The sequence below is a fragment of the Streptomyces noursei genome, from assembly GCF_001646665.1.
In the GTDB taxonomy this organism is placed as follows: domain Bacteria; phylum Actinomycetota; class Actinomycetes; order Streptomycetales; family Streptomycetaceae; genus Streptomyces; species Streptomyces lavendulocolor.
Genome location: NZ_LWBU01000363.1, coordinates 113,563 through 137,400 on the forward strand (window position 1 = coordinate 113,563; position 23,838 = coordinate 137,400).

18 protein-coding genes are annotated in these 23,838 nt (G+C 71.6%); 7 read left to right on the forward strand and 11 right to left on the reverse strand.

What is annotated here, in order from left to right; translation table 11 throughout:
- Positions 1 to 93 precede the first annotated feature (93 nt).
- The 5 genes from pta to A4V12_RS25670 all read left to right on the forward strand — a co-directional run bounded on the left by pta (position 94) and on the right by A4V12_RS25670 (position 9,539).
- Positions 94 to 2,172, forward strand: a complete 2,079-nt coding sequence (gene pta, locus A4V12_RS25650) for a phosphate acetyltransferase (protein WP_064071778.1) — start codon at positions 94 to 96, stop codon at positions 2,170 to 2,172.
- A 29-nt stretch (positions 2,173 to 2,201) separates the two neighbouring features.
- Positions 2,202 to 3,425 carry an acetate kinase gene (locus A4V12_RS25655; protein WP_064071779.1) on the forward strand — a complete coding sequence of 408 codons (1,224 nt, stop codon included), beginning with the start codon at positions 2,202 to 2,204 and terminating at the stop codon, positions 3,423 to 3,425.
- A gap of 87 nt (positions 3,426 to 3,512) precedes the next feature.
- On the forward strand, positions 3,513 to 4,943 hold the full coding sequence (gene pyk, locus A4V12_RS25660; protein ID WP_064071780.1) for a pyruvate kinase: 1,431 nt from the start codon (positions 3,513 to 3,515) through the stop codon (positions 4,941 to 4,943).
- Between the two features lie 416 nt (positions 4,944 to 5,359).
- Positions 5,360 to 9,055, forward strand: coding sequence for a DUF4160 domain-containing protein (locus A4V12_RS25665; RefSeq protein ID WP_064071781.1), 3,696 nt, complete (start codon positions 5,360 to 5,362; stop codon positions 9,053 to 9,055).
- Complete coding sequence (locus tag A4V12_RS25670; RefSeq protein WP_064071782.1) at positions 9,042 to 9,539, forward strand: hypothetical protein; 498 nt, start codon at positions 9,042 to 9,044, stop codon at positions 9,537 to 9,539. Before A4V12_RS25665 ends, A4V12_RS25670 begins: the two co-directional genes overlap by 14 nt.
- 135 nt (positions 9,540 to 9,674) lie before the next feature.
- Here A4V12_RS25670 and A4V12_RS25675 read toward each other — a convergent pair whose 3' ends face one another.
- From A4V12_RS25675 to A4V12_RS25690, 4 genes are all read right to left on the reverse strand, one after another.
- Positions 9,675 to 10,988 carry a hypothetical protein gene (locus tag A4V12_RS25675; RefSeq protein WP_064071783.1) on the reverse strand — a complete coding sequence of 438 codons (1,314 nt, stop codon included), beginning with the start codon at positions 10,986 to 10,988 and terminating at the stop codon, positions 9,675 to 9,677.
- Complete coding sequence (locus tag A4V12_RS25680; RefSeq protein ID WP_064071784.1) at positions 10,978 to 11,544, reverse strand: DUF6114 domain-containing protein; 567 nt, start codon at positions 11,542 to 11,544, stop codon at positions 10,978 to 10,980. The genes A4V12_RS25675 and A4V12_RS25680 overlap by 11 nt, the downstream gene beginning before the upstream one ends.
- A 278-nt stretch (positions 11,545 to 11,822) precedes the next feature.
- Positions 11,823 to 12,470: a DUF6230 family protein gene (locus tag A4V12_RS25685; protein ID WP_064071785.1), complete on the reverse strand. Its 648-nt coding sequence runs from the start codon at positions 12,468 to 12,470 to the stop codon at positions 11,823 to 11,825.
- A gap of 588 nt (positions 12,471 to 13,058) precedes the next feature.
- The gene (locus tag A4V12_RS25690) at positions 13,059 to 14,027 is read right to left on the reverse strand and encodes a tetratricopeptide repeat protein (protein ID WP_064071786.1); all 969 of its coding nucleotides are present in this window, start codon (positions 14,025 to 14,027) and stop codon (positions 13,059 to 13,061) included.
- 326 nt (positions 14,028 to 14,353) lie between these two features.
- On the opposite strand from A4V12_RS25690, the gene A4V12_RS25695 reads away from it, so the two are divergent.
- Positions 14,354 to 14,980, forward strand: a complete 627-nt coding sequence (locus A4V12_RS25695; RefSeq protein ID WP_064071787.1) for a TetR/AcrR family transcriptional regulator — start codon at positions 14,354 to 14,356, stop codon at positions 14,978 to 14,980.
- 13 nt (positions 14,981 to 14,993) lie between these two features.
- On the opposite strand, the gene A4V12_RS25700 is transcribed toward A4V12_RS25695, so the two are convergent.
- From A4V12_RS25700 to A4V12_RS25720, 5 genes are all read right to left on the reverse strand, one after another.
- Positions 14,994 to 15,485 (reverse strand): GNAT family N-acetyltransferase, encoded by a 492-nt coding sequence (locus A4V12_RS25700; RefSeq protein WP_064071901.1) that lies wholly within the window; start codon positions 15,483 to 15,485, stop codon positions 14,994 to 14,996.
- Positions 15,486 to 15,616: 131 nt separating this feature from the next.
- On the reverse strand, positions 15,617 to 15,994 hold the full coding sequence (locus A4V12_RS25705) for a hypothetical protein (RefSeq protein WP_064071788.1): 378 nt from the start codon (positions 15,992 to 15,994) through the stop codon (positions 15,617 to 15,619).
- A gap of 10 nt (positions 15,995 to 16,004) precedes the next feature.
- Positions 16,005 to 17,705, reverse strand: coding sequence for an acyl-CoA mutase large subunit family protein (locus A4V12_RS25710; RefSeq protein WP_064071789.1), 1,701 nt, complete (start codon positions 17,703 to 17,705; stop codon positions 16,005 to 16,007).
- 73 nt (positions 17,706 to 17,778) lie between these two features.
- A complete protein-coding gene (locus A4V12_RS25715; RefSeq protein WP_064071790.1) occupies positions 17,779 to 18,111 on the reverse strand; it encodes a DUF3817 domain-containing protein in 333 nt (110 codons plus the stop codon).
- A 53-nt stretch (positions 18,112 to 18,164) separates the two neighbouring features.
- Positions 18,165 to 18,674, reverse strand: a complete 510-nt coding sequence (locus tag A4V12_RS25720; protein WP_064071791.1) for a MarR family winged helix-turn-helix transcriptional regulator — start codon at positions 18,672 to 18,674, stop codon at positions 18,165 to 18,167.
- Positions 18,675 to 18,833: 159 nt separating this feature from the next.
- Here A4V12_RS25720 and A4V12_RS25725 point away from each other — a divergent pair, with 159 nt between their 5' ends.
- On the forward strand, positions 18,834 to 19,877 hold the full coding sequence (locus tag A4V12_RS25725; RefSeq protein WP_064071792.1) for a glycoside hydrolase family 6 protein: 1,044 nt from the start codon (positions 18,834 to 18,836) through the stop codon (positions 19,875 to 19,877).
- Between the two features lie 6 nt (positions 19,878 to 19,883).
- Here A4V12_RS25725 and A4V12_RS25730 read toward each other — a convergent pair whose 3' ends face one another.
- Entirely contained in the window at positions 19,884 to 21,842 is a 1,959-nt protein-coding gene (locus tag A4V12_RS25730; RefSeq protein ID WP_064071793.1) for a kelch motif-containing protein, read from the reverse strand.
- Between the two features lie 3 nt (positions 21,843 to 21,845).
- Positions 21,846 to 23,672: a glycosyltransferase family 2 protein gene (locus A4V12_RS25735; protein ID WP_199831388.1), complete on the reverse strand. Its 1,827-nt coding sequence runs from the start codon at positions 23,670 to 23,672 to the stop codon at positions 21,846 to 21,848.
- Positions 23,673 to 23,838 lie beyond the last annotated feature (166 nt).

Here is a 23,838-nt window from a genome sequence, read left to right on the forward strand (position 1 = left end):
AGGTATTGTCAAGAGGGTATTGCCACCCTTGCAGGGATTTTTGTTCACACCCTTGTTCGACGACGACCTTCTACCTTCGACAGGAGAGCTTGCGTGGCGCGCAGCGTGTACGTGACCGGGATCGACCGCGGGGACGGCCGGCAGGTCGTGGAGCTGGGAGTCATGGAGCTCCTGACCCGCCAAGTGGACCGCGTGGGGGTGTTCCGGCCACTGGTGCACGACGGCCCCGACCGCCTCTTCGACCTGCTGCGGGTGCGGTACCGGCTGTCCCAGGATCCGGCGACCGTGTACGGCATGGACTACCAGGAGGCGGCGGCCCTCCAGGCCGAGAAGGGCACGGACGAGCTGGTCGCGCAGCTGGTCGAGAGGTTCCACCGGGTCGCGCGGGACTACGAGGTCGTGCTGGTGCTCGGCACGGACTTCCACGCCACGCAGCTGCCGGAGGAGCTGGCCCTGAACGCCCGGCTCGCCAACGAGTTCGGCGCCTCGGTCATATCCGTGGTCGGCGGCAAGGGCCAGCCCGCCGAGTCCGTCCGCGCCGAGACGCGCAACGCGTTCCGGGCGTACGAGAGCCTCGGCTGCGACGTCCTCGCCATGGTGGCCAACCGGGTGGCGCCGGAGGACCGCGAGGTCATCTCCGAGCGTCTGGCGGCCCGGCTGCCCGTCCCCTGCTACGTGATCCCCGACGAGCCGGCGCTGTCCGCGCCGACGGTCGCGCAGATCACCCAGGCGCTCGGCGCCGAGGTGGTGCTGGGCGACGACTCCGGGCTGGCGCGCGACGCGCTGGACTTCGTCTTCGGCGGTGCGATGCTGCCCAACTTCCTGCCGGCGCTGACCCCCGGCTGCCTGGTGGTCACCCCCGGCGACCGGGCCGACCTGGTGGTGGGCGCGCTGGCCGCGCACTCGGCCGGGACGCCGCCCATCGCGGGCGTCCTGCTGACGCTGAACGAGCGTCCGAGCGAGGAGATCCTCACCCTGGCCGGCCGGCTCGCGCCCGGCACGCCGGTGGTCTCGGTGAGCGGCAACAGCTTCCCCACGGCCGCCGAGCTGTTCTCGCTGGAGGGCAAGCTGAACGCGGCGACGCCGCGCAAGGCGGAGACCGCGCTCGGGCTGTTCGAGCGGTACGTGGACACCGCCGACCTGCTGAAGCGGATCTCGGTGGCCCGCACCGGGCGGGTCACGCCCATGATGTTCGAGCACGACCTGCTGGAGCAGGCGCGGGCGGACCGGCGGCGCGTGGTGCTGCCGGAGGGCACGGAGGAGCGCGTGCTGCGCGCCGCCGACGTCCTCGTACGCCGCGACGTTTGCGACCTCACGCTGCTGGGCGATGTCGAGGTCATCCGGAAGAAGGCGGCCGACCTCGGGATCGACCTGAAGGACACGCAGCTGATCGACCCGGCCGGCAGCGAGCTGCGCCAGCGCTTCGCCGAGCGGTACGCCGAGCTGCGTGCCCACAAGGGCGTCAGCGTGGAGCTGGCGCACGACGTGGTGTCGGACGTCAACTACTTCGGCACGCTGATGGTGCAGGAGGGCCTGGCCGACGGCATGGTGTCGGGCTCGGTGCACTCGACGGCGGCGACCATCCGGCCGGCGTTCGAGATCATCAAGACGAAGCCGGAGGCCTCGATCGTCTCCTCCGTCTTCTTCATGTGCCTGGCCGACCGGGTCCTGGTGTACGGCGACTGCGCGGTCAACCCGGACCCGAACGCCGAGCAGCTCGCCGACATCGCCGTCCAGTCGGCCGCCACGGCCGCCCGGTTCGGCGTGGAGCCGCGGATCGCGATGCTCTCGTACTCGACGGGCACCTCGGGCTCCGGCGCGGACGTCGACAAGGTGCGCGAGGCGACGAAGCTGGTGCGCGAGGCGCACCCGGAGCTGAAGATCGAGGGCCCGATCCAGTACGACGCGGCCGTCGAGCCGTCCGTCGCGGCGACCAAGCTGCCGGGCTCGGAGGTCGCCGGGCAGGCGACGGTCCTGATCTTCCCGGACCTCAACACCGGCAACAACACGTACAAGGCCGTGCAGCGCTCCGCCGGGGCCGTGGCGGTGGGCCCGGTCCTCCAGGGCCTGCGCAAGCCGGTCAACGACCTGTCGCGGGGCGCGCTCGTCAGCGACATCGTGAACACCGTCGCGATCACCGCGATCCAGTCCCAGCCCACCGCGTCCGCATGACCGCCCGCACGGCAGAAGGCACCGAACCCATGAGCAACCCGACCCGGGTCCTCGTCCTCAACTCCGGCTCCTCGTCGGTGAAGTACCAGCTCCTCGACATGAGCGACGGCGCGCGCCTGGCGGTCGGCCTCGTGGAGCGCATCGGCGAGGAGACCTCCCGCCTGGTCCACACCCCGCTGACCGGTGACGGTTCCGCCGCCGGGCGCGAGCGCACGGCCGCCGTCCCCGACCACGAGGCGGCCCTGAAGGCGGTCGCCGAGGAGCTGGCGGCGGACGGGCTGGGCCTGGACTCGCCCGACCTGGCAGCGATCGGGCACCGGGTGGTGCACGGCGGCCTCAGGTTCTCCGAGCCCACGGTCGTCACCGACGAGGTCCTCGCCGAGATCGAGCGCCTGATCCCGGTCGCGCCCCTGCACAACCCGGCGAACGTCACCGGCATCCGCACCGCCCGCGCGCTGCGCCCGGACCTCCCCCAGGTGGCGGTCTTCGACACGGCGTTCCACACCTCGATGCCGGAGCACGCGGCGCGGTACGCGATCGACGTCGAGACCGCGGACGCGCACCGCATCCGCCGGTACGGCTTCCACGGCACCTCGCACGCGTACGTCTCCCGGCGGGTGGCGGGGCTGCTGGGCAAGGACCCGGCCGAGGTGAACGTGATCGTGCTGCACCTGGGCAACGGCGCCTCGGCGTCGGCGGTGGCGGGGGGCCGGTGCGTGGACACCTCGATGGGCCTGACCCCCTTGGAAGGGCTCGTGATGGGTACCCGCTCGGGCGACATCGATCCGGCGGTCGTTTTCCACCTGGAGCGGGTGGCCGGAATGTCGACCGATGAGATCGATGTCCTGCTGAACAAGAAGAGCGGATTGGTGGGGCTTTGCGGCGACAATGACATGCGGGAGATCCGTCGGCGGATCGACGAGGGCGACGAGCGGGCGCAGCTCGCGTTCGACATTTACATCCACCGGCTGAAGAAGTACATCGGCGCGTATTACGCGGTGCTCGGCCGGGTGGACGCGGTGGCCTTCACGGCGGGGGTGGGTGAGAACGCGGCCCCGGTGCGGGAGGCTGCCGTGGCGGGCCTGGAGGATCTGGGCCTGGCGGTGGACGCGGGTCTCAACGCGGTGCGCTCGGCGGAGCCGCGGCTGATCTCGCCCGAGTACGCGAGGGTGGCGGTCGCGGTGGTGCCGACGGACGAGGAGCTGGAAATCGCGCGGCAAACCTACTCACTGGTCACTTCCGCGGCTCATTGAGTCCCACGATTGAGCGCCGGTCCGCCCATTTGTACATTCCACCAGACGGAATATTCCGCAGTGAAACAAACCGATAGGATCCGCCTTATGCGCCGTTCCAAAATCGTCTGCACACTGGGCCCCGCCGTCGACTCGTACGAGCAGCTGAAAGCTCTCATCGAGGCCGGTATGAACGTGGCCCGCTTCAACATGAGCCACGGATCCCACGCTGAGCACGAGGAGCGGTACCACCGTCTCCGCCAGGCCGCCGAGGACACCGGCCGCGCCGTGGGGGTCCTCGCCGACCTCCAGGGCCCCAAGATCCGCCTGGAGACGTTCGCCGAAGGACCGGTCGAACTGGTCCGCGGCGACGAGTTCACCATCACCACCGAGGACGTCCCCGGTGACAAGTCCATCTGCGGCACCACCTACAAGGGCCTGCCCGGCGACGTCTCCAAGGGCGACCAGATCCTGATCAACGACGGCAACGTCGAGCTGCGCGTCATCGAGGTCGACGGCCGGCGCGTCAAGTCGATCGTCGTCGAGGGCGGGGTCATCTCCGACCACAAGGGCATCAACCTGCCCGGTGCCGCCGTCAACGTCCCGGCCCTGTCCGAGAAGGACGTCGAGGACCTGCGGTTCGCGCTGCGGATGGGCTGCGACCTGGTCGCCCTGTCCTTCGTGCGGGACGCCGACGACGTCAAGGACGTCCACAAGGTGATGGACGAGGTCGGCCGCCGGGTGCCGGTCATCGCCAAGGTGGAGAAGCCGCAGGCCGTCGAGAACATGCAGGACGTCGTGATGGCGTTCGACGGCGTGATGGTGGCCCGCGGCGACCTGGCCGTGGAGTACCCGCTGGAGCGGGTGCCCATGGTGCAGAAGCGTCTCATCGAGATGTGCCGCCGCAACGCCAAGCCGGTGATCGTGGCGACCCAGATGATGGAGTCCATGATCACCAACTCGCGTCCGACCCGCGCGGAGGCGTCCGACGTCGCCAACGCGATCCTGGACGGCGCGGACGCGGTCATGCTGTCCGCCGAGTCCTCGGTCGGCGCCTACCCGATCGAGACCGTCAAGACGATGTCGAAGATCGTCACCGCGGCGGAGGAGGAGCTCCTCTCCAAGGGCCTTCAGCCCCTGGTCCCCGGCAAGAAGCCCCGCACCCAGGGCGGCTCGGTCGCCCGCGCGGCCGCCGAGATCGCGGACTTCCTGGACGGCAAGGCCCTGATCGCCTTCACCAAGTCCGGCGACACCGCGCGCCGCCTCTCCCGCTACCGGGCACAGCAGCCGATCCTCGCCTTCACCACCGAGGTCTCCACCCGCAACCAGCTCGCCCTGAGCTGGGGCGTCGAGTCCTTCGTGGTCCCCCACGTCGACAACACCGACGCGATGGTCGACCTCGTCGACGCCGAGCTCCTGAAGCTCCAGCGCTACAACGCCGGCGACACCATGATCATCACCGCCGGCTCGCCCCCCGGCGTCCCCGGCACCACCAACATGGTCCGCGTCCACCACCTGGGCGGCCAGTCCGCCTCCTGACCCCTCCGCGGCCCGGCCGGCCGCCGCCTCCCCCCGACCGGAGGCGCGACTCCCCGGAACCGCACCGCACATGGGCCGCACCGTCCGTCACCGGAGGGTGCGGCCCACGCGCGTACCGGCGGTGAATTCGCCCTTCCCCCGGCGGCGACCGGCATGCGATGATCGCCGGGCCTTCGGGGGGAAGGCGGGGGAACCGTGCGCCGACCACGCACGCATCCAAGTCGCCGCACCGACCAGCGGCACCTTCCGGTACGACCACCACGCATCCGTGCGGCATGCCCCAACGCCCTTGGACAGGGGCCCCTTTGCGTACTTCCTCCTGGGCTGACCCGTAAGTCGAGCAGACAGGCTGCGAAGTGCGAACAGTTCCCCCGCCCGGCAGGCGGCGCGGCAGACGCGCCGGACCGGTGAAGAGGATGACGTCAGGCATCGTCCTGGCGACGACGGCCGCCCTCCTGGGCGGTCTGGTGACGGCCGTCCCCGCGGCCGCGGACGAGCCCGGCGACAACCCGGCGAACCCCTACGAGCGCACCCTGCGCATCAGCCTCGGCGCACGGGAGCGCGCCGACCGCTGCCAGGTCTCCCGCGTCGTCCACTTCGGCGGCCCGGAGATGAAGGCCAGGGCCAACAGCGACCTCAACGGGCCGCCGGAGACCCTGCGCCAGGCCGCGATGTACTGGAACTACGAACCGGGCATCCTGGCCCAGCAGAAGGACGTCGACGCCGGCGGCGCCTACGCCGACGCGTACCGGGCCCGCCAGGCCAAGCTGAACGAGACCAACAAGCCGTACGCCTCGACCAACAGCTTCGAGGGCCGCGACTACCACGCGCCGGAGTTCGGCGCGGACATCCTCTCGTTCACGCTGCGGACCCAGCGCGAGCTGTACGCCAAGTCGTTCGTCGACCCCACTCCCCGGCCCGGCAAGGCCTCGCTGGACAAGGCACGGCAGGTGTTCGACGCCCTGTCGACGCCCGACGACTCCTGGGCGACGGCGTACAAGCCCGTCGCGGGCAACGAGCTGTTCGGCCTCCCGAACGAACAGCCCGGCTCCGCCAACGACGTCGCCACCTTCCTCCGCTTCGGCGGCTTCCCGACGAAGGCGCCCGAGCCGGACTCCGCGGAATTCCGCTCCGAGGTGGAGACGCTGAAGCTCGCCTGGGCCGGCTGCGACAGCGCCAACCCGATCGACCACTACCGCGCCCTGTCCGGCGTGGTGCTCCAGGCCCACCTGGAGTGGGAGGCCGAGTACACCGCCCAGGCCGCGCAGCGCAAGGAGATCGTCACCGCCGAGGCGGCCGCCGCCAAGGAGCTGCGCACCGCCACGGACGCCATGATCGAGTCGATAAGGCAGGCCTGGCAGGCCGACCAGATCCTCTTCTGGCAGAAGTACTGGGCCGCCCACAAGGGCGCCCTCGACTACCCCAAGCCGGCCGCCTTCACCAAGGCGACCGCCGACCTGAACGCCGCCAAGGCCGCGGCCGCCGCCCAGGTGGGGGTGGCGAACGCCGCGGTGTCCCGCGCGAAGACGGCGGCGGAGAAGGCCGACGCCCAGCAGACCGCCGCGTGGGCGATCGCCGACCAGGCCAAGCTGCCGCGCGGCCGCGGCCTGATGTACGCGCAGCAGTCCGTGCAGGTCGCGAAGGCGTCGTACGCCGCGGCCCAGGCCGCCGCCAAGACGGCCCTGACCGCGTCCAACGCGGCGAAGGCCACCGTCGCGGACAGCAACGCGCTCTACGCCCTGAGCCAGACGCAGGCTCACGCGCTGAACACCGAGTTCCGCAGGGCCGCCGCCCAGGAGGCCGCCGCCCAGGCGAAGGCCGCGGCCACGGCCGCCGACGCCCAGGCCAAGGAAGCCGCCGCCAACGCCACCAAGGCCAAGAACGCACAGGCCACGGCCGAGGCCGCGGAGCGCACCGCGAAGGCCGGCGCCGCCGAGGCGAAGAGGCAGCGCGCCATCGCGGAGGCCGAGAAGGCGAACGCCGCCCGCGAGCACGCCAATGCCACCTCTGAGCGGCAGAAGGCCGCCGCCGCCGCGCAGCGCGCGCAGACCGAGCGCGAGGCGGCCGGACGGGCCCGCGGTTCCGCCGAGACGGCCGGCGCCACCGCCGCAGAGAAGCGTGAGGCCGCCGAGGCCGCCGAGGCGAGGGCCGCCCTCGCCCGGTCGAACGCCGAGGCCGCCGAGCGCAACAAGGACGCGAAGGCCTCGCGGGCCTCGGCCCTCGAAGCCGCCGCCGCGGCAGCCGAAGGCACCAGCAGTGCCGGCGAGGCCCGGCAGGCCGCGACCGCTGCCCGTGCCGCCGCCAACGACGCCACCGGCGCCGCCGGCCGCGCTCGTGCCGCCGCCGACGACGCCTCCGCGGCCGCGGTGAACGCCCGCGCAGCCGCCACCCGGGCGCACGCCGCGGCGTCGCGATCCCGGGCAGCGGCCGACGCCGCCTGGTCGGCGTACCTGACCACGAGCGCCGCGGCGGCCACCGCGCACGCCGCGGCAGCCGAGGCCATCGACGCGGCCGACGCCGCCAGGACCAACGCCCGCAACGCCGAGGCGGAGGCCAAGAAGGCCCAGGCCGCAGCCGTCAAGGCCCGCCAGGAGGCGACCGCGGCGAAGGCCGAGGCCGCCAAGACCGCGGCGTGGGCGGCCAAGACCGCCGGCTTCGCCTACGCCGCCGGACAGGCGGCCGCCGGCGCCCGGGACGCGGCCAAGGCCGTGACCGCCGCCGCCAGCCAGGCCGTCACCGTCGGCGGTCCGTACCGCGAGACCGACACGTCCGCCGCCTTCGCGGTGCTGGTCGGACAGACCTCCAAGACCATGGCCGACCAGCAGGCCGCCGCCGCGCAGGCGAAGGCCGACGAGGCCGCCAAGGCGGCCGCCGAGGCGAAGGCGCTGGCCGACAAGGCCGCCGGCGATGCCAAGATCGCGGCTCAGGCGGCGTCCGCCGCCGCCGCGGACGCGGCCAGGGCACTCGTGTCGGCCGCCGCGGCCCGCGCGTCCGCGGCGGAGGCCTCGAAGGCGGCGGAAGCCGCCAAGAAGGCCGACGCCAACGCCCAGCGGTACGACGCCGAGGCCGGCACCGACGCCATGTACGCCTCGTTCGCCGCGAACGACGCCGAGTCGGAGGCCGCCGCGGCCGACCGGGAGGCCACCGACGCCGAACGTGACGCGGCCGGCGCCCGGGCCAGTGCCACGGCTGCGGAGAAGGACGCCGGCAGCGCCCGGGCGACCGCCACCCAGGCGGAGACGGACGCCACCGCGGCCGAGGGCGCGGCGACCCGCGCGGTCGAGGACGCCACGGAGGCCGACAAGGCCGCCGACCGGGCCGAGGCGGAGGAGCGCGAACGCGAGCGGCAGGCCGTCAAGGAGCGTCTGGAGGCCAATGGCACCGACGCCGGGGCGGACCTCACCGTCGACGAGGAGGAGTTGCTGCGGCGCGAGTGCGGCGAGGAGTGCGTCGCGGACTTCCGTGCCGCCAAGGCACTGGCGGGCCAGGGCATCCTCGACTGGCTGAAGGCCAACGGCGGCGAGATCCTCCTCGAGGAGATCGGCTACCGCGACCTGGAGCGCTGCTTCGGCGAGTTCGACATCGAGAGCTGCCTGTGGACGCTGGCCAAGGCCGTGCCCGTCGCGAAGGCGTGGTCGGTCGGCAAGGCGGTCGTCCGGGTCGCGAGCGGCATCGGCGGCTTCCTGGAGAACTCCGTCAAGGCCAAGCGGACGCTGGACAAGTTCCGCAAGATCATTGACGACGCCAAGCAGGGCAAGGGCCGCGCGTGCCCGGTGAAGCCCAAGGCCGCGGCGGTACGCACCGCCTCGCTCGCCGTCCCCGCCGGGGCCGGCACGGTGCGCGCGGCCGCGTCCGCCGACTACCCGGGCGTGGGCACGATCGTCAACGAGGGCGGCGTCACCGTTCAGATCTACTCCAACGATCACGCCCCGCCGCACGCGCACGTCAAGGGCAAGGGCAAGGAAGTGCGGATCGGCCAGAACGGAAAGCCGCTGGCGGGTGACGGCGAGCTGTCCCGCCTCCAGAAGGCCGTGGTCGACAACAACCTGCGTACCATCAGGGAGAACATCCGAGTCGCCATGGAAAGGTTCAAGGCCAATGGCGGGTGCTGAGCCGCCGCCTCCCGCGCTGCGCCAGGCTCTGAAGGAACTGGAGGAGCGGCTCGGCAGGTCCCTGACCGATGCCTCCGACGGGCACGCCCGCTGGGAGTTGTACCGGGCCGCGCTCGGATCCGCCGCGGCACGGCCCGCCCTGCTCGCCGCCGTCACCGCCGAACCGGACGGCGCGCTCGCCTCGGGCGTCGTCGGCGAGGTCCTGGAACGGCTGCCCCGCGCGGAGCGGGACACCTGGGTCCGCGTGCTCCCGCCGGTGGTGCGCGGGTTCAGCGAACGCCGGGCGCGGGAACTGGCGGCCCTGGAGGACCTCCGTACCGGAGCACTCGCGCCGGACCGCGTCCCGGAGTTGATCGCCGGCTGGAGCGACTGGCTCCAGCTCCGCGTCGCCGGCGAGGTCCGGGACGCGGCGGTGCTCCGTGCCGTCGCCGCCTCGGGCCGCACCAAGCGCATCCGGCGGACGGCCACCGAAGCACTCGGCTGACCGCGCCCCTGCCGGGCGGCCGGGCCGCACCCTCCCTCGACGGGGGTGCGGCCCACCGCGGGAAAGCCCGACGGCCTCCCGCCTCGGAGGAGGCGGGAGGCCGTCGGGTCGTGCGGCTCCCGGAAAGGTCGTGCGTCAGCCGGCTTCGACGAAGTTGTTCAGGCCCGGCACCGCCAGGGTGCCGCCGAACTGGCCGGCCTGGGTCACCTTCACGTCGGTGAAGAACGCGTACGGGACGTTCAGCGGCGGCGGGCTCTCGGGGCTGAAGGTGATCGGGATGATGCCGAAGAGGTTGCCCTTCAGCTCCTCCGTGTACATCGTCACCGTGCCGCCCGTGATGGTGGACGTGGAGCCGGGGCGGGACTTCACGTGGCCCTGGTAGCCCTCGGAGTGCTCCGTGATCTGGTGGAGGTCCTTGATGTCGACCTCGCTCGCGGTGAACTTGAGGACCTTCTTGATCTTGCCGCTTCCGGTCTTCACCTCGACGATGCCGTGGTAGTCCAGGCCGCGCAGGGTGAGGAGCGTGCTCTCCAGCTTCCACGGCTCGTCCGGGAGCAGCGGGATGCCGGGCTCCAGCTCCGCGGCGGCGAGCGCCTCGGGGTCGGCGGTCGGGCACGGGAAGCGCGGCTTGGCGCCGTCCGGGATGTCCTCGTCCTTCTTGGGATCGAGGCCCTTGACGTCCTCCGGGAGCTCCTCGACCTTGGCGCCCGCCTTGTCGGCGGCGTCCTTGATCGCTTCCTTGGCCTTGTCGACGGCCTCGTCGGCCTTGTCGGCGGGCTGCGGCGCGGGCTTGGCCGACGGCTGGGTCGTCGGCTCGGTGGAGGGTTCCTCCGCCGGCGGCGGGGTGGACGGGGCCGCCGTGGTGGGCGCGCTCGTCGACGGGGTGGCCGTCGGCTCCGCCTCGTCCGGGCCGTCGAAGACGTCCTTGATCGCGTCGCCGATGCCCAGCGGGTCCAGCGGGTTCCTGGTCTCCGTCGGTTCGGGTGTCACGGAGGGCGTGGCACTCGGGGTGGGTGTCGCGGAGGGCGCCGGGCTCGTCGCGGCGGGCGGCTCGGTGGTACCGGCCTTGGGCTCGGTGGTGGCCTCCTCCTCCGTCGCGCTCGCGGACGGGCTGGCGCCGGGTGCCGGCTCCTTATCCTCGTCCGCCCCGGGGGTCGCGCTCGCGCTCTGCGACGGTTCGGGGGTCGGGGACGGGGACGCCGCCGGCTTCTCGGACTCGGCCGGCTCGTCCGACCGCGTCACGCACGGGCCGGGCGCGAAGGGGATGTCCTTCTCGTCCGCGACCGCCAGTTTGGGGGTCATGCCGAGGCCGACGAGTACGGCGGTGGGCATGGCGGCCAGGGCTATCGCCCTGCCGGCCGGCGCCTGGAGCTTGGTCAGCAGCGACTTCTTGGGTGCCGCGTGGCGCGGCCCTTTTCTCGTCGCGGGCTGTATGTCGTCACCCCGCACTGTTCCTCCCGCCGTTGGCGTCGATCGTGCTGTCGGTCGCGTTGTTCTGCGGAGTCACGGCCGAGAGTTCGTCGGCACGTTCGCCGGGCCGCTCGCCGGTGGGCGCGGGGACTCCTTCGCCGCCTTCCGGCAGCGCGGTTTCGTGGGCCGCCTCGTCCTTGACCGGTTCGCCGGGCGCCCAGGAGGCGGACAGGGCACCGCCTATCAGGGCGCACAGGAAGCCGACCAGGAAGCCGCCGATGTTGGCCACCGGCAGGGACACGAGTGCCAGGACGATGGCGGCGACACCGGCGAACACCCGCACGACGGCGTGGAACCACATGGTCAGGCCGAGCGTGATCAGCAGGACGCCGATGATCAGGGAGCCCGCGCCGGCGGTGGTGGACATGGCGATCGTCATGTTGCCGAGCCGCATGTCGGCGTAGGGCAGATAGGCGATCGGTACGCCACCGATCATGGTGAGCAACCCGCCCCAGAAAGGCCGGTTGCCCCGCCACGCACGGAAGCGCAGCCGCCAGTAGGTGAATCCGCGGGAACCAGTGGACTCGGCGCTCATGGAAAACAGCTCCCTGGAAGCGGTGTTGCTAAGAAAAGTGGTGAAAAATCACGTCAAGGACCCGAACGGGCGGAGCCATGGCACGCACGGCACCACCCGCCCGGTGAGCACCAGGGCATCTCGTCCGGATCCTGCTGGGCTGTGACGCCCGGACACCGCACCTATCGGCGTCGCCGCCGGTCGCCGGTGTTCCGCGGCGGCTGCCCGCTCCGCCGTGCGGGGCACGGCCCCGGGCGTCACTCACCGCCCCGGCCGGCTCCGGACGAGAGCCCCTGACCCTAGAAGCACTCCTTGGTGCCCTTGTGCAGCTTCAGGCTGAGGTCGGGCAGCCGGAAGGTGCCCGCCGTGGTCGCCCACGCCTTCTGCTCGACGTTGTCGAGCTTCGCGGTCTTCGCCCGCTGCGAGAAGCCGTACGGGTTGGCCTCGGTGTTGGGCTGGATGCCCGGGTTCTTCAGCGAACCCGCGGCCACACCGATGTCGATGTTGCCGAACTCGGCGTCGGCCTCGAGCTGCGAGACATCGAGGTAGATGTCCTTGGCGTAGACGCGCTTGTTCTTGTCCTTCGCCGCGGCCGGGTCCGTGCCCGCGCGCAGCTCGAGGCTGACGTTGCCGAGGAACGGGACCGGCGTGACGACCGACTGGCACATGTCGGTGATCCAGGCCTCGCTGAAGCCGGAGACGCCGACGGGCTCCCAGAAGCCCTTGCCCTCGAGGTCCTTGCCCTTGACGATGCTGCCGTACTGGACGAAGTCGTTGCCCTCGAGGCTCTTCGCCTTAACCTTGAACTCCTGGCCGGAGATGCTGAACGACGCCGCCAGCGCTCCCTGTGCCAGGCCGATGCCTATCGCGGCCGTCGCGGCCACGCTCGGCACCATGACGACGGCGAACCGCTTCCATCTGGTCCCACCGCGAACCTGAGACTTCATGAATTCCTCCTTCTCGGACGTACATCTCCGGAAGGGCCGTGGGCCCGTCCTGGGATGGGAGAAGTGCTACGTCCTCGGGAAGGAGAGCGCCCGTAGATCAGGCGCGAGCCGCGTCCGAATCACCGGCGATCACCCCCGAGCGACAACCACTGGCCACGCCTTCGCGCAACCCTGCTTGGACAGGCCCTGCCGGGATGGGCAGGAACCCCCCTGTCCGGAGCCGGCGGCTGTGCCGTCGGCCCGCTCGGTGGGGACCCGACCCCGTGAGCGCGGCTGGTTGCCGGGCTGGTACGGGATTGGACCGAGCGTGGCCGATCGTGGTCCATTCACGGCGCCGACACAAGGGGGTTCGTTACTGGCTAGTAACGGGTGGATAACCACGCCACGACGGGGTGATGTCGCCCGGGCACACAGGGTGCTACCCACGGGTTCGACAGAAGATGATTTCATCGGCAAAAGCCGGACATAAAGAGGGTGTTGATTTACTGCAAGTAACAGGCGGCCGCGATTACCAAGTTTTGGTAAAGCGCGACCGCCTTTTGTCACTGTGTCGCCAAATCGCCGGTGTCCCGGCGAGCTGTCAGTGCGTCAGAAGAGCACCCTGGCGAGCGCCGAACGGGCCTTGACGACGCGCGGGTCGTCCGGGCCGATCACCTCGAACAGCTCCAGCAGCCGCACCCGCGCCGTGTCCCGGTCGTCTCCCGCGGTACGGCGCACGGTGTCGACGAGCCGGCCGAAGGCGTCCTCGACGTGGCCGCCCACCAGGTCCAGGTCGGCGGCGGCGAGCTGGGCCGGCACGTCGGCCGGGTCGTCCGCGGCGTTCTTGCGGACCGTCTGCGGGTCCATGCCCTGCACCCGGGAGAGCAGCTCGGCCTGGGCGAGGCCCAGCTTGGCCTCCGTGTTGCCGGGGTCGTCCACCAGCACGTTCCTGTACGCCTGGATCGCACCGCCGAAGTCGTTGGCGTCCAGCGCCCGCACCGCCGCCTCCAGCAGCGCGTCGTACGGACCGGCCGGCTGCGCGGGGGCCGCGGCGCCACCGGCCGCGTCGGCGTCGACCGTGATGCCGGTGAGGCCGAAGCGCTCCTCACCGACCCGGATCAGCTCGTCCAGGGTCTGGCGGATCTGCGCCTCGGGCGCCGCCCCCTGGAACAGCGGCAGCGCCTGACCGGCGACGACCGCGAAAACGGCCGGGATCCCCTGGATCCCGAACTGCTGCATCAACATCTGGTTGGCGTCGACGTCGATCTTGGCGAGAACGAACCGGCCGTTGTACTCGGCGGCCAGCCGCTCCAGCAGCGGACCGAGCTGCTTGCACGGCTCGCACCACTCGGCCCAGAAGTCGATGACGACCGGGACCTCGGTGGAGCGCTGGAGGATGTCGCGCTCGAACCCCGCCTCGTCGACGTCGATCACCAGGGCGGACGGGGGCACGGCTCCGCCGCCGCCCTGCCGGGCGGCCTGGGCGCGCGCCTGCTCCGCCTTCGCCTTGGCCTCTCCGGCCGCCTTCACCGCGGCGAGGTCGACGACGCCGCTCATGGACATGTTCCTAGGCTGCATGGGTACATCCTCCCCCTTCCGCGCGCGTAACCGTTAAGCCATGGCCGAACCGCGACCGTCCGCGCGCCCCCCGCCGGTGTGCGGGGCGTACGGACGTACGCGGTCCAGCGGTGTTTTCGGCTCCGGGTCCCCACCCGGTGCCTGTCGTCGGCGCCCGGGTCCCCACCCCGGCGCCTGTGGTTGTCGCTACGGGCCGCTCAAAGCCTTTCGCTACGAGTCGTAGCGTAACCCCGATTCAGAACCCGCGGGAGCCGGACCCCCCGGTGAAGTGCCTCACACGTACGGGCCGGTAACAACCGGCGTACTCGCCGGTATGGTCGGGCGTCATGTGCAGAAGCTCCAGCCGTTCCCCGAGTCGCACCGGCGGTCGCCCCCGGTCGGCGGCGGCCGACGCCGCGATACTGGAGGCGACCCGCGCCGCACTGGTCGAGCTGGGCTGGTCCAAGCTGACGATGGGCGACGTCGCCGGCCGGGCGGGGGTCGCCAAGACGACCCTCTACCGGCGCTGGGCGGGCAAGAACGAGCTCGTCGTGGATGCCGTCGCCGTCCTCTTCGACGAGCTGGAACTGCCCGACCGCGGCAGCCTGCTGGCCGACATCGAGGGCGTGGTGGTGCAGTTCGCGGCCCTGCTGGAGCGGCCGGAGACCAAGACGGCGCTGATGGCCGTCATCGCCGAGTCCACCCGCGACGAGCCGCTGCGCGAGCGGATCCGCACCTCCATCGTGGAGCGCCAGAAGCGACTGGTGCTCGCCGGACGGCAGCGGGCCCAGGCCCGGGGCGAACTGCCCGACAGCCCGGCGTCGGCCACCGGCACCGACGACCTGATCTTCGACGTGATCGCCGGCGCGGTGGTGCACCGGGCGCTGGTGAGCGCCGAACCGGTCGACGCGGAGTGGGTCCGGCGCTTCACCGCGCTGCTGCTGGGGGGCCTGGCCGCGGCCGCACAGGCGTGACGGGCGCCCGGCCTCAGAGGGGGCGGTGCATGACGTGCAGCCCCACGTACCCCTCCGCGGGGTGGTGGAACGCCTCCGGGACCGTGCCGACCACGCGGAACCCGAGCCGCTCGTAGAGCCGTACCGCGTGGACGTTGGTCTCGACGACCGCGTTGAACTGCATGCCCCGGAAGCCCTGTTCGCGCGCCCAATCCAGGCTGTGCTCGACGAGCGCCCGTCCCACGCCCCGCCCGCCGTGGGCCGGGTCGACCATGTAGCTGGCGCTGGCGACGTGGGCGCCGTTGCCGGCCTGGTTGCGGTTCATCTTGGCGGTGCCGAGGACCGTGCCGGTCTCCTCGTCGACCGCGACGACCGTGCGGTCGGGCGCCCGCAGCAGCCACCAGCCGCGGCCGTCCTCCTCCCCCAGGTCGAGCGGGAAGGTGAAGGTCTCGCCGGCGGCGACGATGGTGCGGAAGAACGGCCATATCGCCGGCCAGTCGGCGGAGGTGGCTTCCCTGATGCTGATCTTCATCCGCCCAGTGTGCCCGCCGCGGGTCCCGGCGCCGCCGGGTTTCCGCGGTACGGGCCGGGGGGGCCGGGCGGTGACCCGGCCGTGCGGGCGGCGGCCCGCCCGCACGCCCCGCGCAACGCCCCCGCTCACCCGGCCGGGGGCCGTACGTACCGCCCGGGCGGCCCCTCCTCGGGCGGCAGCAGTCCGGCCCGGACGAGCGCGGCGCGGCCGGCCATCTCGCCGGCCCGCCGGAAGCCCCACTCCGAGGAGTCGACCTCGTGGTACCGCCCGTGGGTGAGCAGGACGGCGGCGGAGGTGGAGCCCAGGCCGGCCCGGATGCCCTCCCACAGGGGGTCGACGAACTCCTGCGGCAGCTGCCGTGCCGGGACCAGGTTGAGGAACTCGCTCTCCCCGTCCGGTCCCGGCGGCTCGAAGTCGGCGTCGAACAGGGCGAAGGGCCCGCAGGCCCCCACGAACCAGTAGCGGACGGCGACGCCGGGAACGGGTACGGGGAGGCCTGCCATGCGGCCGAGTCTAGAAGCCGGGCGGCTCGGTGTAGGTGCCCCACTCGTCGCGCAGGGCGTCGCAGATCTCGCCGAGCGTGGCCTCGGCGCGCACGGCGTCCAGCATCGGTTCGATCATGTTGGAGCCGTCCCGCGCGGCGGCGAGCATCGCGTCGAGGGAGGTGCGCACCCGCGCCTCGTCCCGCGCGGCCTTCCGGGCCCCGAGCACCTTCACCTGCTCGCGCTCGACCTCGTGGCTGACCCGCAGGATCTCCAGGTCGCCGGTGACCGAGCCGTGGTGGCAGTTGACGCCGACGACCCGCTTGTCGCCCTTCTCCAGGGCCTGCTGGTAGCGGAAGGCGGACTCGGCGATCTCGCCGGTGAACCAGCCGTCCTCGATGCCGCGCAGGATGCCGGAGGTGATCGGCCCGATCGGGTGCTGCCCGTCGGGGTGGGCGCGCAGACCCCGCTCCTTGATCCGGTCGAAGATCTTCTCGGCGTCGGCCTCGATGCGGTCGGTGAGCTGCTCGACGTACCAGGAACCGCCCAGCGGGTCGGCGACGTTGGCGACGCCGGTCTCCTCCATCAGCACCTGCTGGGTGCGCAGGGCGATCTCGGCGGCCTGCTCGGAGGGGAGGGCGAGGGTCTCGTCGAGGGCGTTGGTGTGCAGCGAGTTGGTGCCGCCGAGGACGGCCGCGAGGGCCTCGACGGCCGTCCGGACGACGTTGTTGTACGGCTGCTGGGCGGTGAGCGAGACACCGGCGGTCTGGGTGTGGAACCGCAGCCACTGCGCCTTGTCGCTCTTCGCGCCGTAGACCTCCTTCATCCAGCGCGCCCAGATGCGGCGGGCGGCGCGGAACTTGGCGATCTCCTCGAAGAAGTCGACGTGCGCGTCGAAGAAGAAGGACAGGCCGGGCGCGAAGAGGTCCACGTCGAGGCCGCGGCTGAGCCCGAGCTCGACGTAACCGAAGCCGTCGGCGAGCGTGTACGCCAGCTCCTGCGCGGCCGTCGCGCCCGCCTCGCGGATGTGGTAGCCGGAGACGGAGAGCGGCTTGTACGCCGGGATGTTCCGGGCGCAGTGCTCCATGAGGTCGCCGATGAGACGCAGGTGCGGCTCGGGCTGGAACAGCCACTCCTTCTGGGCGATGTACTCCTTGAAGATGTCCGTCTGGAGGGTGCCGTTGAGGACGCCCGGGTCGACGCCCTGCCGTTCGGCGGCGACGAGGTACATGCAGAAGACGGGGACGGCGGGTCCGCTGATCGTCATCGACGTGGTGACGTCGCCGAGGGGGATGTCCTTGAAGAGGACCTCCATGTCGGCGGCGGAGTCGATGGCGACGCCGCAGTGGCCGACCTCGCCGAGCGAGCGCGGGTCGTCGGAGTCGCGTCCCATGAGGGTCGGCATGTCGAAGGCGACGGACAGGCCGCCGCCGCCGTTGCCGAGGATCATCTTGTAGCGCTCGTTGGTCTGCTCGGCGTTGCCGAAGCCGGCGAACTGGCGGATGGTCCAGGTGCGGCCCCGGTAGCCGGTCGGGTACAGGCCGCGGGTGAAGGGGTACTCACCGGGCCAGCCGATCCGCTCGAAGCCGTCGTAGGTGTCACCGGGCCGGGGCCCGTAGACCGGCTCCACGGGGTCGCCGGAGAGCGTGGTGAAGTCGGCGTCGCGCTTGCGCGCGGCGTCGTAGCGGGCCTGCCAGCGTCGGCGGCCTTCCTCGATGGCGTCAGCGTCCATACCTTCGAATTTACTAGGACGTCCTAGTAAATGTCGATGGCAAAGGCCGTACGCGTGGCGTACGGCCTTCGGGTCAGACCTTGGCGGCGACCGGGGCGGCGTCGGTGAGCAGCGGCTCGACGTCCCGGACGACCTGCCGCTCCACGAAGAAGGCGGCGAACGGGATCGTGCCGGACAGCAGGATCCACAGCAGCTTGCCGAACTTCCACCGGGCCTTGGAGCCCAGGTCGAAGGCGAAGACCAGGTAGATGATGTAGAGGACGCCGTGGGTCTGCGAGACCATGAAGGTCACGTCCTCGCCCGTGTCGAACCCGTACTTGAACACCATGCACGTGCAGAGCACGAGCAGCATGACGGCGGTCACATAGGCCATGACCCGGTAGCGGGTCAGCACGCTCCTCTTCATGGCAACGAGCGTAACCGCCCGTTCCGGGCGATCTTCGCGCGGGGACCCCGCCGTCACTTCTCCTCGAAGTCGTGCGCCGCGATCCGCAGCGGCCGCAGCATCGCGAAGATCTCGGCGCACTCCTCCGCGTCGTACGCGCCCAGGCCGAAGTCCATCGCCATCAGGTCCGCCGTCGCCGCCTCGACGACCTCGCGGCCCTTGTCGGTGATGGAGGCCAGGGTGCCGCGCCCGTCGTTGGGGTTGGGGCGCTTGGCCACCAGGCCGGACCGCACCAGCCGGTCGACCGTGTTGGTCACGGACGTGGGGTGGACCATCAGCCGCTCGCCGATCTTGGACATCGGCAGCTCGCCCTCCTTGGAGAAGGTGAGCAGCACCAGCGCCTCGTACCGGGCGAAGGTCAGGCCGTAGGGCTTGACCACCGCGTCGACCTCCGCGAGCAGGATCTGGTGCGCGCGCATGATCGAGGTGATGGCGGCCATGGAGGGGACGGGCCCCCAGCGGCGCTCCCAGAGCTCGTCGGCGCGGGCGATGGGGTCGAAGGGGAGACTGAGCGGCTTGGGCACGTCGACGACCTTACCGACTGGTCACATGCTGGTCAGCCCTGTCTCGGGGTTCGGTCGCCCCCGGCCGCCGGGAGGTGTCGCAGCGAGGAGTGACATGCCGTTTATGTCACGATTGCCGCCACTGTTCGTCCGTAGCTCGCAGCCATCCGAGGGGGCTGGATGTCCGGCCACAGATCGTTTCGCGTACGCACCCGCCTGGTCCTGACGGCCGCGCTGTCCGCCGGCGCCCTGGCCGCCACCGGCTGCCTGCCCGGCGGCGCGGGCGCCGCCGGGGGCGAGGAGCGGCCCGCCCAGGAGCCAGTGGGCCGCAGCGCGCCCGCCAACAGCTCACCCTTCTGGGTCGACCCCGACAGCGCCGCCGCCCGGCAGGTCAAGGAGTACAAGGCCCAGGGCCGCGACCAGGAGGCCACCCTGCTGCGGCGGATCTCCGAGCGGCCGGCCGCGCTGTGGCCCGCCTGGGACAACCCCGTGGCCGACATCCGCCGGGCCGTGCGCGGCGCCACCGCCGAGGGGCGGACGACCGTCCTGGTCGCGTACGACATCCCGCACCGCGACTGCGGCATGTACTCCAAGGGCGGGGCGGCGAACGCGGAGGCGTACCGGGAGTACATCGACTCCTTCGCCCGGGCCGTCGGCGACGCGCGGACCGTCGTCGTGCTGGAGCCGGACGCCGTGCCGCACATGGTGGACGGCTGCACCCCCGCCCAGTACCACGAGGAGCGCTACGGGCTGCTCGCCGAGGCGGTGGACCGGCTGAAGCGGCAACCGCGCACCAAGGTCTACCTGGACGCGGGCAACCCGGCGTGGATCAAGGACCCCGGGAAGCTGGTGGAACCGCTGCGGCGCGCCGGGATCGCCAAGGCGGACGGCTTCTCGCTGAACGTGTCGAACTTCCAGACCACGCCGTCGGTCACCGCCTTCGGCACCGAGCTCTCCGCGCTGCTGGGCGGCTCCCGTTTCGTCGTCGACACCAGCCGCAACGGCGCCGGGCCGCTCGCCGGGGACGGCGAGGAGGCCTGGTGCAACCCGCCGGGGCGGGCGCTGGGCACCCCGCCGACCGAGAACACCGGCGACGCCCGCGTCGCCGCCTACCTGTGGATCAAGCGCCCCGGCGAGTCGGACGGCACCTGCCGGGGCGGCCCGGCCGCCGGGACGTGGTGGCCGGAGTACGCGCTGGGCCTGGCCCGCCGCGCCAAGGCCTGAGCCGGGTCAGCCGACCCGCACCCACTTGGCCACCGACGGCCGGCCGTCCTTGTCCACCGCGAAGAGCATGTACCAGCCGGGCGGCACCAGCGTGCGGTCCAGCGGTGCCTGCACGGTCACCGTGCCGCTGCCCCTGGTCAGGCCCAGCTCGATGGAGCGCTGTTCGACGTCGGTGGTGTGCGTCACCGCGCTGGGCCGCATGAGCCGCGCGTCGGTGATGCGGGCGGCGTCCTTGGTGCGGAAGGTGGCCCGGCCGTTCCGGTCCAGCTCCTGGGGACCCTCGCCCAGCACCGGCCGGGCCTCGGCGCCGCCGCCGTGCAGGTACGGCGGGGTGAAGATCTCCACGCGCTGCTCGAAGGTGCCCAGCTTGGTGTTGTCCTTGTCGTCGAAGAGGGGGTCCGAGCCGAAGGTCGCCACCCGTCCGTCCGGCAGCAGCAGCGCCTCGGAGTGGTAGTTGCGGCCGACGGTCGGCTCGGCCGCCTCCCGGAACGAGTCGGTCGCCGGCTCGTAGAACTGCGCCTTGAGGATGTCGCTGCCGCTGCGGCCCCGGTACTGCTCGGACCCGCCGGTGGTGAAGACGGTGTCGTCGGGGAGGAGCACGCTGCTGAGGTAGCGGGTGCCCTGGGGCAGGGAGGCGCCGGTGCGGAAGGCGGGCTTGGCGGCCTTGAGGTCGATGAGCGCGGTCCGGGCGGTGGACAGCTCGGACTCGCCGACCCCGCCGCCCCCGAGCACCATGTACTTCTGGTCCTGCGCGGGCGCCAGCAGCAGGGAGGCGGAGGTCTCCAGCTGGTCGGGGTCGGTGATGCCCCTGATGGGCTGGAAGGTGTTCTTCCTCAGGTCCCACAGGCCCGGCACCCGCCCCTTCTCGGCGGGGCCGTAGCCGGCGTTGGACCCGGTGTAGAAGAGCTTGCCGCCCTGGGTGAGGAAGAGCGCCGGGTAGGTGGGGAAGTAACGGAAGGGGCCCTTGGTCCACTTCTTGGTCTTCGGGTCGTAGATCTCGTTGTCGCCGGGCACGACGTCACCGACGTCGTTGAGGCCGGAGACGGCGAGCACCCTGCCGTCCTCCAGGGTCACCAGGGTGGGGTACCACCGGGCGTCCTTCATGGGGGCGACGGGGACGTACTTCTCGGCCCTGGGGTCGAACTCGTAGGCCGCCTTGATGCCCTGGAAGTCCTGCTTCTCGGTGGTGAGCTTCTGCGCGATGCCGTAGACGTTGTTCGCGTCCTTGCCCTTGAGGCCGAGGACCTTGTACTGGGCGGCCTCGGTGGTCAGCGCCCTGGGGCCCTCCTTGCGCGCCTCGACGAAGACCCGCGCCTCGGCGGCGGTGACCTTGGTCTCCCACGGCTTCATCTGACCGCTCTTGAAGTACGAGATCCTGAAGTCGCGCTTGGCCTTGGGGACCGTCACGTCGAACTTGGACACGTACTCGACGCCCGACGGGGAGCGGAAGACCGTGCCCTTCTTGAGGGTGATGGCCTTGTCGGGGCTCTCGTTCTTGACGCGCATGCCGCCGCCGGCGCGCTTGACCTCGCCGTCGAGGACCTCGTAGCGGGCGGTGCCGCCCGCCACCAGGAGGCGGCCGTCGGGGAGCTGACTGTGCCCCGCGCAGAAGAAGTCCTCCGGGGTGGGGATCTTCTTGTAGGTGTTCTTCACCGGGTCCCAGAGGATGGTCTCGAACGTGCCCGCGTCGAACTTCTTCTGGTTGTTGCCGGACCCCGCGATCAGCAGCACCTTGCCGGTGTGGAGGAGTGCGGCGTGGATGGCGTTGAGCCGGAACTCGTCGGGCACGTCGAGCTGCTGCCAGGAGCCGTACCTGGCCTTGTAACCCGGTTGGGCGATCTTGTACGCGTGGTACTTCGCCTCGGCGAAGGAGAGGGCCGCCGGCGCGTTCAGCCCCGCGAGCACGACCACCGCTCCCCCGCCCAGCAGGGTCTTCTTGAGCTTCTTCGACGGCCGGTAGGCCATGGGTCAGTTCCCTCCTGTCGTCGTGGCGAACGCGGGCTCCGGCTCGTCGCCGGCCTTCGGGGCGACCTTCGGCTTCGCCGCCACCGCGGCGGACGCCGGCTCGGCCGCCAGGAGGCGGGCGCGGGCCCGGCGCTCCTGGAACAGGCCCCAGCCCCAGACGCCGACGGGGGCGAGCGCGATGCCGAGCGCGAGCAGCGCCCAGGTGCGCATGGCCGCGTGGGTGTGGTCGAGGAAGACGGAGGCGACGAGCGAGACGGCGAGTACGGCGGCCCAGTACAGGTGGATGCGGAAGGTCGCCGGCCGGTCGGGGCTCGCCTCGCCGCCCTTGGGGGTGACGACGAAACGGCCCTGGGTGCGCAGCAGGGCCGAGGACAGCGACTTGAGGTAGATGGGGGCGCAGAGCGCGGACATCGCCATGCCCGCCAGGCCGCCGGAGCCCTCCGGTTCGTGCGGGGAGACGTTGTGGCGCCGGTTCCACAGATAGAGGCCGATCTGGAGGGCGGCCGCGTCGCTGTAGAGCATCAGCCACACGGACGTCGACACCTGCGTGCCGGAGGCGCCGAACCAGAGGAACAGGACGCAGGAGAGGATGCCGAGGAACCAGTTGACGGCCGTCATCGGGTAGTAGACGAGCATCAGGGTGTAGTTGAGCAGCCGGCCCGGCGGCAGCCGGAAGAACGCCCTCCAGTACTGCTTGAGGAGCGTCTCGTACGTGCCGCGCGACCACCGCAGCTGCTGGGTGAAGAAGTCGGTCCAGGAGGCAGGTCCCTCGCCGACGGCGAGGACGTCGGGCGTGTAGACGGACCGCCACAGGTGCCCGGTGCGCGGGTTCACGGTGCGGTGCAGTTCGAACCCGGTGGCCATGTCCTCGGTGATCGAGTCGTACAGCCCGCCGATCTGCCGGACGGCGCGGACGCGGACGACGTTGTTGGTGCCCACGAACATCGGGGCGCGGTACCGGTTGCCGGCGCGCTGGATCAGGGCGTGGAACAGGAACTGCTGGGACTCGGCGGCCTTGGTGACGGGTGAGCTGTAGTTCCCGTACACCTGGGGTCCGACGACGAAGGCGATGTCGGGGTCGCGGAAGTAGCCGAGGGTCCTCTCCAGGAAGTTGGGCAGCGGCACGTGGTCGGTGTCGACGGAGGCGAAGAAGTCGTAGTCGTCGCCGTGCATGGCGATCCAGGCGTTGTAGTTGCCGTGCTTGGTCCTGGCCTTGTGGACCCCCTTGGGACGGTTCCAGGCGGGTACGCCCGCCCGGGTGAAGTGGCGTACGCCCAGCTCCCGGCAGAGCGCCTTGGCCTGCTCGTCGTCGCCCTCGTCGAGCAGCCACACGTCCAGGCGCCCGTCGTGGGTGACGCGGACCGCGCCCTCGAGGGTCGCGCGGACCATGGAGAGGGGTTCCTTGCCCGGGACGTACGTGGTCAGGAACGCGACGCGGGTGCCCTTCTGGGGGACGACGGGGACGGGGTCGCGGGCGACCATCGTGGCGTGGGCGATCGAGACGACGTTGACCAGCATGAACAGGCAGATGAGCCCGATCGACACCAGCATCACGGCGTCGAACCTGATGAGCCACGGGTCGCCGCCCTCGCGGGTGGTCCGGTGCGTGGGCCACACGAGGTAGACCAGCAGCACCGCCGACAGCAGCGGGGCGAGGGTCATCAGCAGGATGGCGCGTATTCGGCGCGGCTCACCGGAGAGCAGGCTGCGGTACTGGACCTGATACGCCGTCCGGTCCGGTTCCGTGAGGGGACCGGCGAGGCGGCTGTAGGTCTCGTAGTCGTAGCCTTCCGGCCGCACGGTGCCTCCAGCTGTCGAGCGGGTCGCCATACCCCCACCAAAAGGGAGATCTGTCGACGTGTCGACCGGAGGCGTCCGAGCGGGCGGTTCTGCGCGGCGGCGGTCCGGCGGCGGTATCCGCGGGCCTGCCCCTGCCGTCCGCCCGGGTGACGCGCGCGACCCCCGGCCGTCCGGGCCGGGGGTCGCGTCCACGCGG

What these genes read in the sequence shown, in the direction of transcription:
- A4V12_RS25655 (WP_064071779.1), top strand. Translation starts at nt 2,202, where the DNA reads ATGAGCAACCCGACCCGGGTCCTCGTCCTCAACTCCGGCTCCTCGTCG.
- pyk (WP_064071780.1), top strand. Translation starts at nt 3,513, where the DNA reads ATGCGCCGTTCCAAAATCGTCTGCACACTGGGCCCCGCCGTCGACTCG.
- A4V12_RS25665 (WP_064071781.1), top strand. Translation starts at nt 5,360, where the DNA reads ATGACGTCAGGCATCGTCCTGGCGACGACGGCCGCCCTCCTGGGCGGT.
- A4V12_RS25670 (WP_064071782.1), top strand. Translation starts at nt 9,042, where the DNA reads ATGGCGGGTGCTGAGCCGCCGCCTCCCGCGCTGCGCCAGGCTCTGAAG.
- A4V12_RS25680 (WP_064071784.1), bottom strand. Translation starts at nt 11,544, where the DNA reads ATGAGCGCCGAGTCCACTGGTTCCCGCGGATTCACCTACTGGCGGCTG.
- A4V12_RS25685 (WP_064071785.1), bottom strand. Translation starts at nt 12,470, where the DNA reads ATGAAGTCTCAGGTTCGCGGTGGGACCAGATGGAAGCGGTTCGCCGTC.
- A4V12_RS25690 (WP_064071786.1), bottom strand. Translation starts at nt 14,027, where the DNA reads ATGCAGCCTAGGAACATGTCCATGAGCGGCGTCGTCGACCTCGCCGCG.
- A4V12_RS25695 (WP_064071787.1), top strand. Translation starts at nt 14,354, where the DNA reads ATGTGCAGAAGCTCCAGCCGTTCCCCGAGTCGCACCGGCGGTCGCCCC.
- A4V12_RS25705 (WP_064071788.1), bottom strand. Translation starts at nt 15,994, where the DNA reads ATGGCAGGCCTCCCCGTACCCGTTCCCGGCGTCGCCGTCCGCTACTGG.
- A4V12_RS25710 (WP_064071789.1), bottom strand. Translation starts at nt 17,705, where the DNA reads ATGGACGCTGACGCCATCGAGGAAGGCCGCCGACGCTGGCAGGCCCGC.
- A4V12_RS25715 (WP_064071790.1), bottom strand. Translation starts at nt 18,111, where the DNA reads ATGAAGAGGAGCGTGCTGACCCGCTACCGGGTCATGGCCTATGTGACC.
- A4V12_RS25725 (WP_064071792.1), top strand. Translation starts at nt 18,834, where the DNA reads ATGTCCGGCCACAGATCGTTTCGCGTACGCACCCGCCTGGTCCTGACG.
- A4V12_RS25730 (WP_064071793.1), bottom strand. Translation starts at nt 21,842, where the DNA reads ATGGCCTACCGGCCGTCGAAGAAGCTCAAGAAGACCCTGCTGGGCGGG.
- A4V12_RS25735 (WP_199831388.1), bottom strand. Translation starts at nt 23,672, where the DNA reads ATGGCGACCCGCTCGACAGCTGGAGGCACCGTGCGGCCGGAAGGCTAC.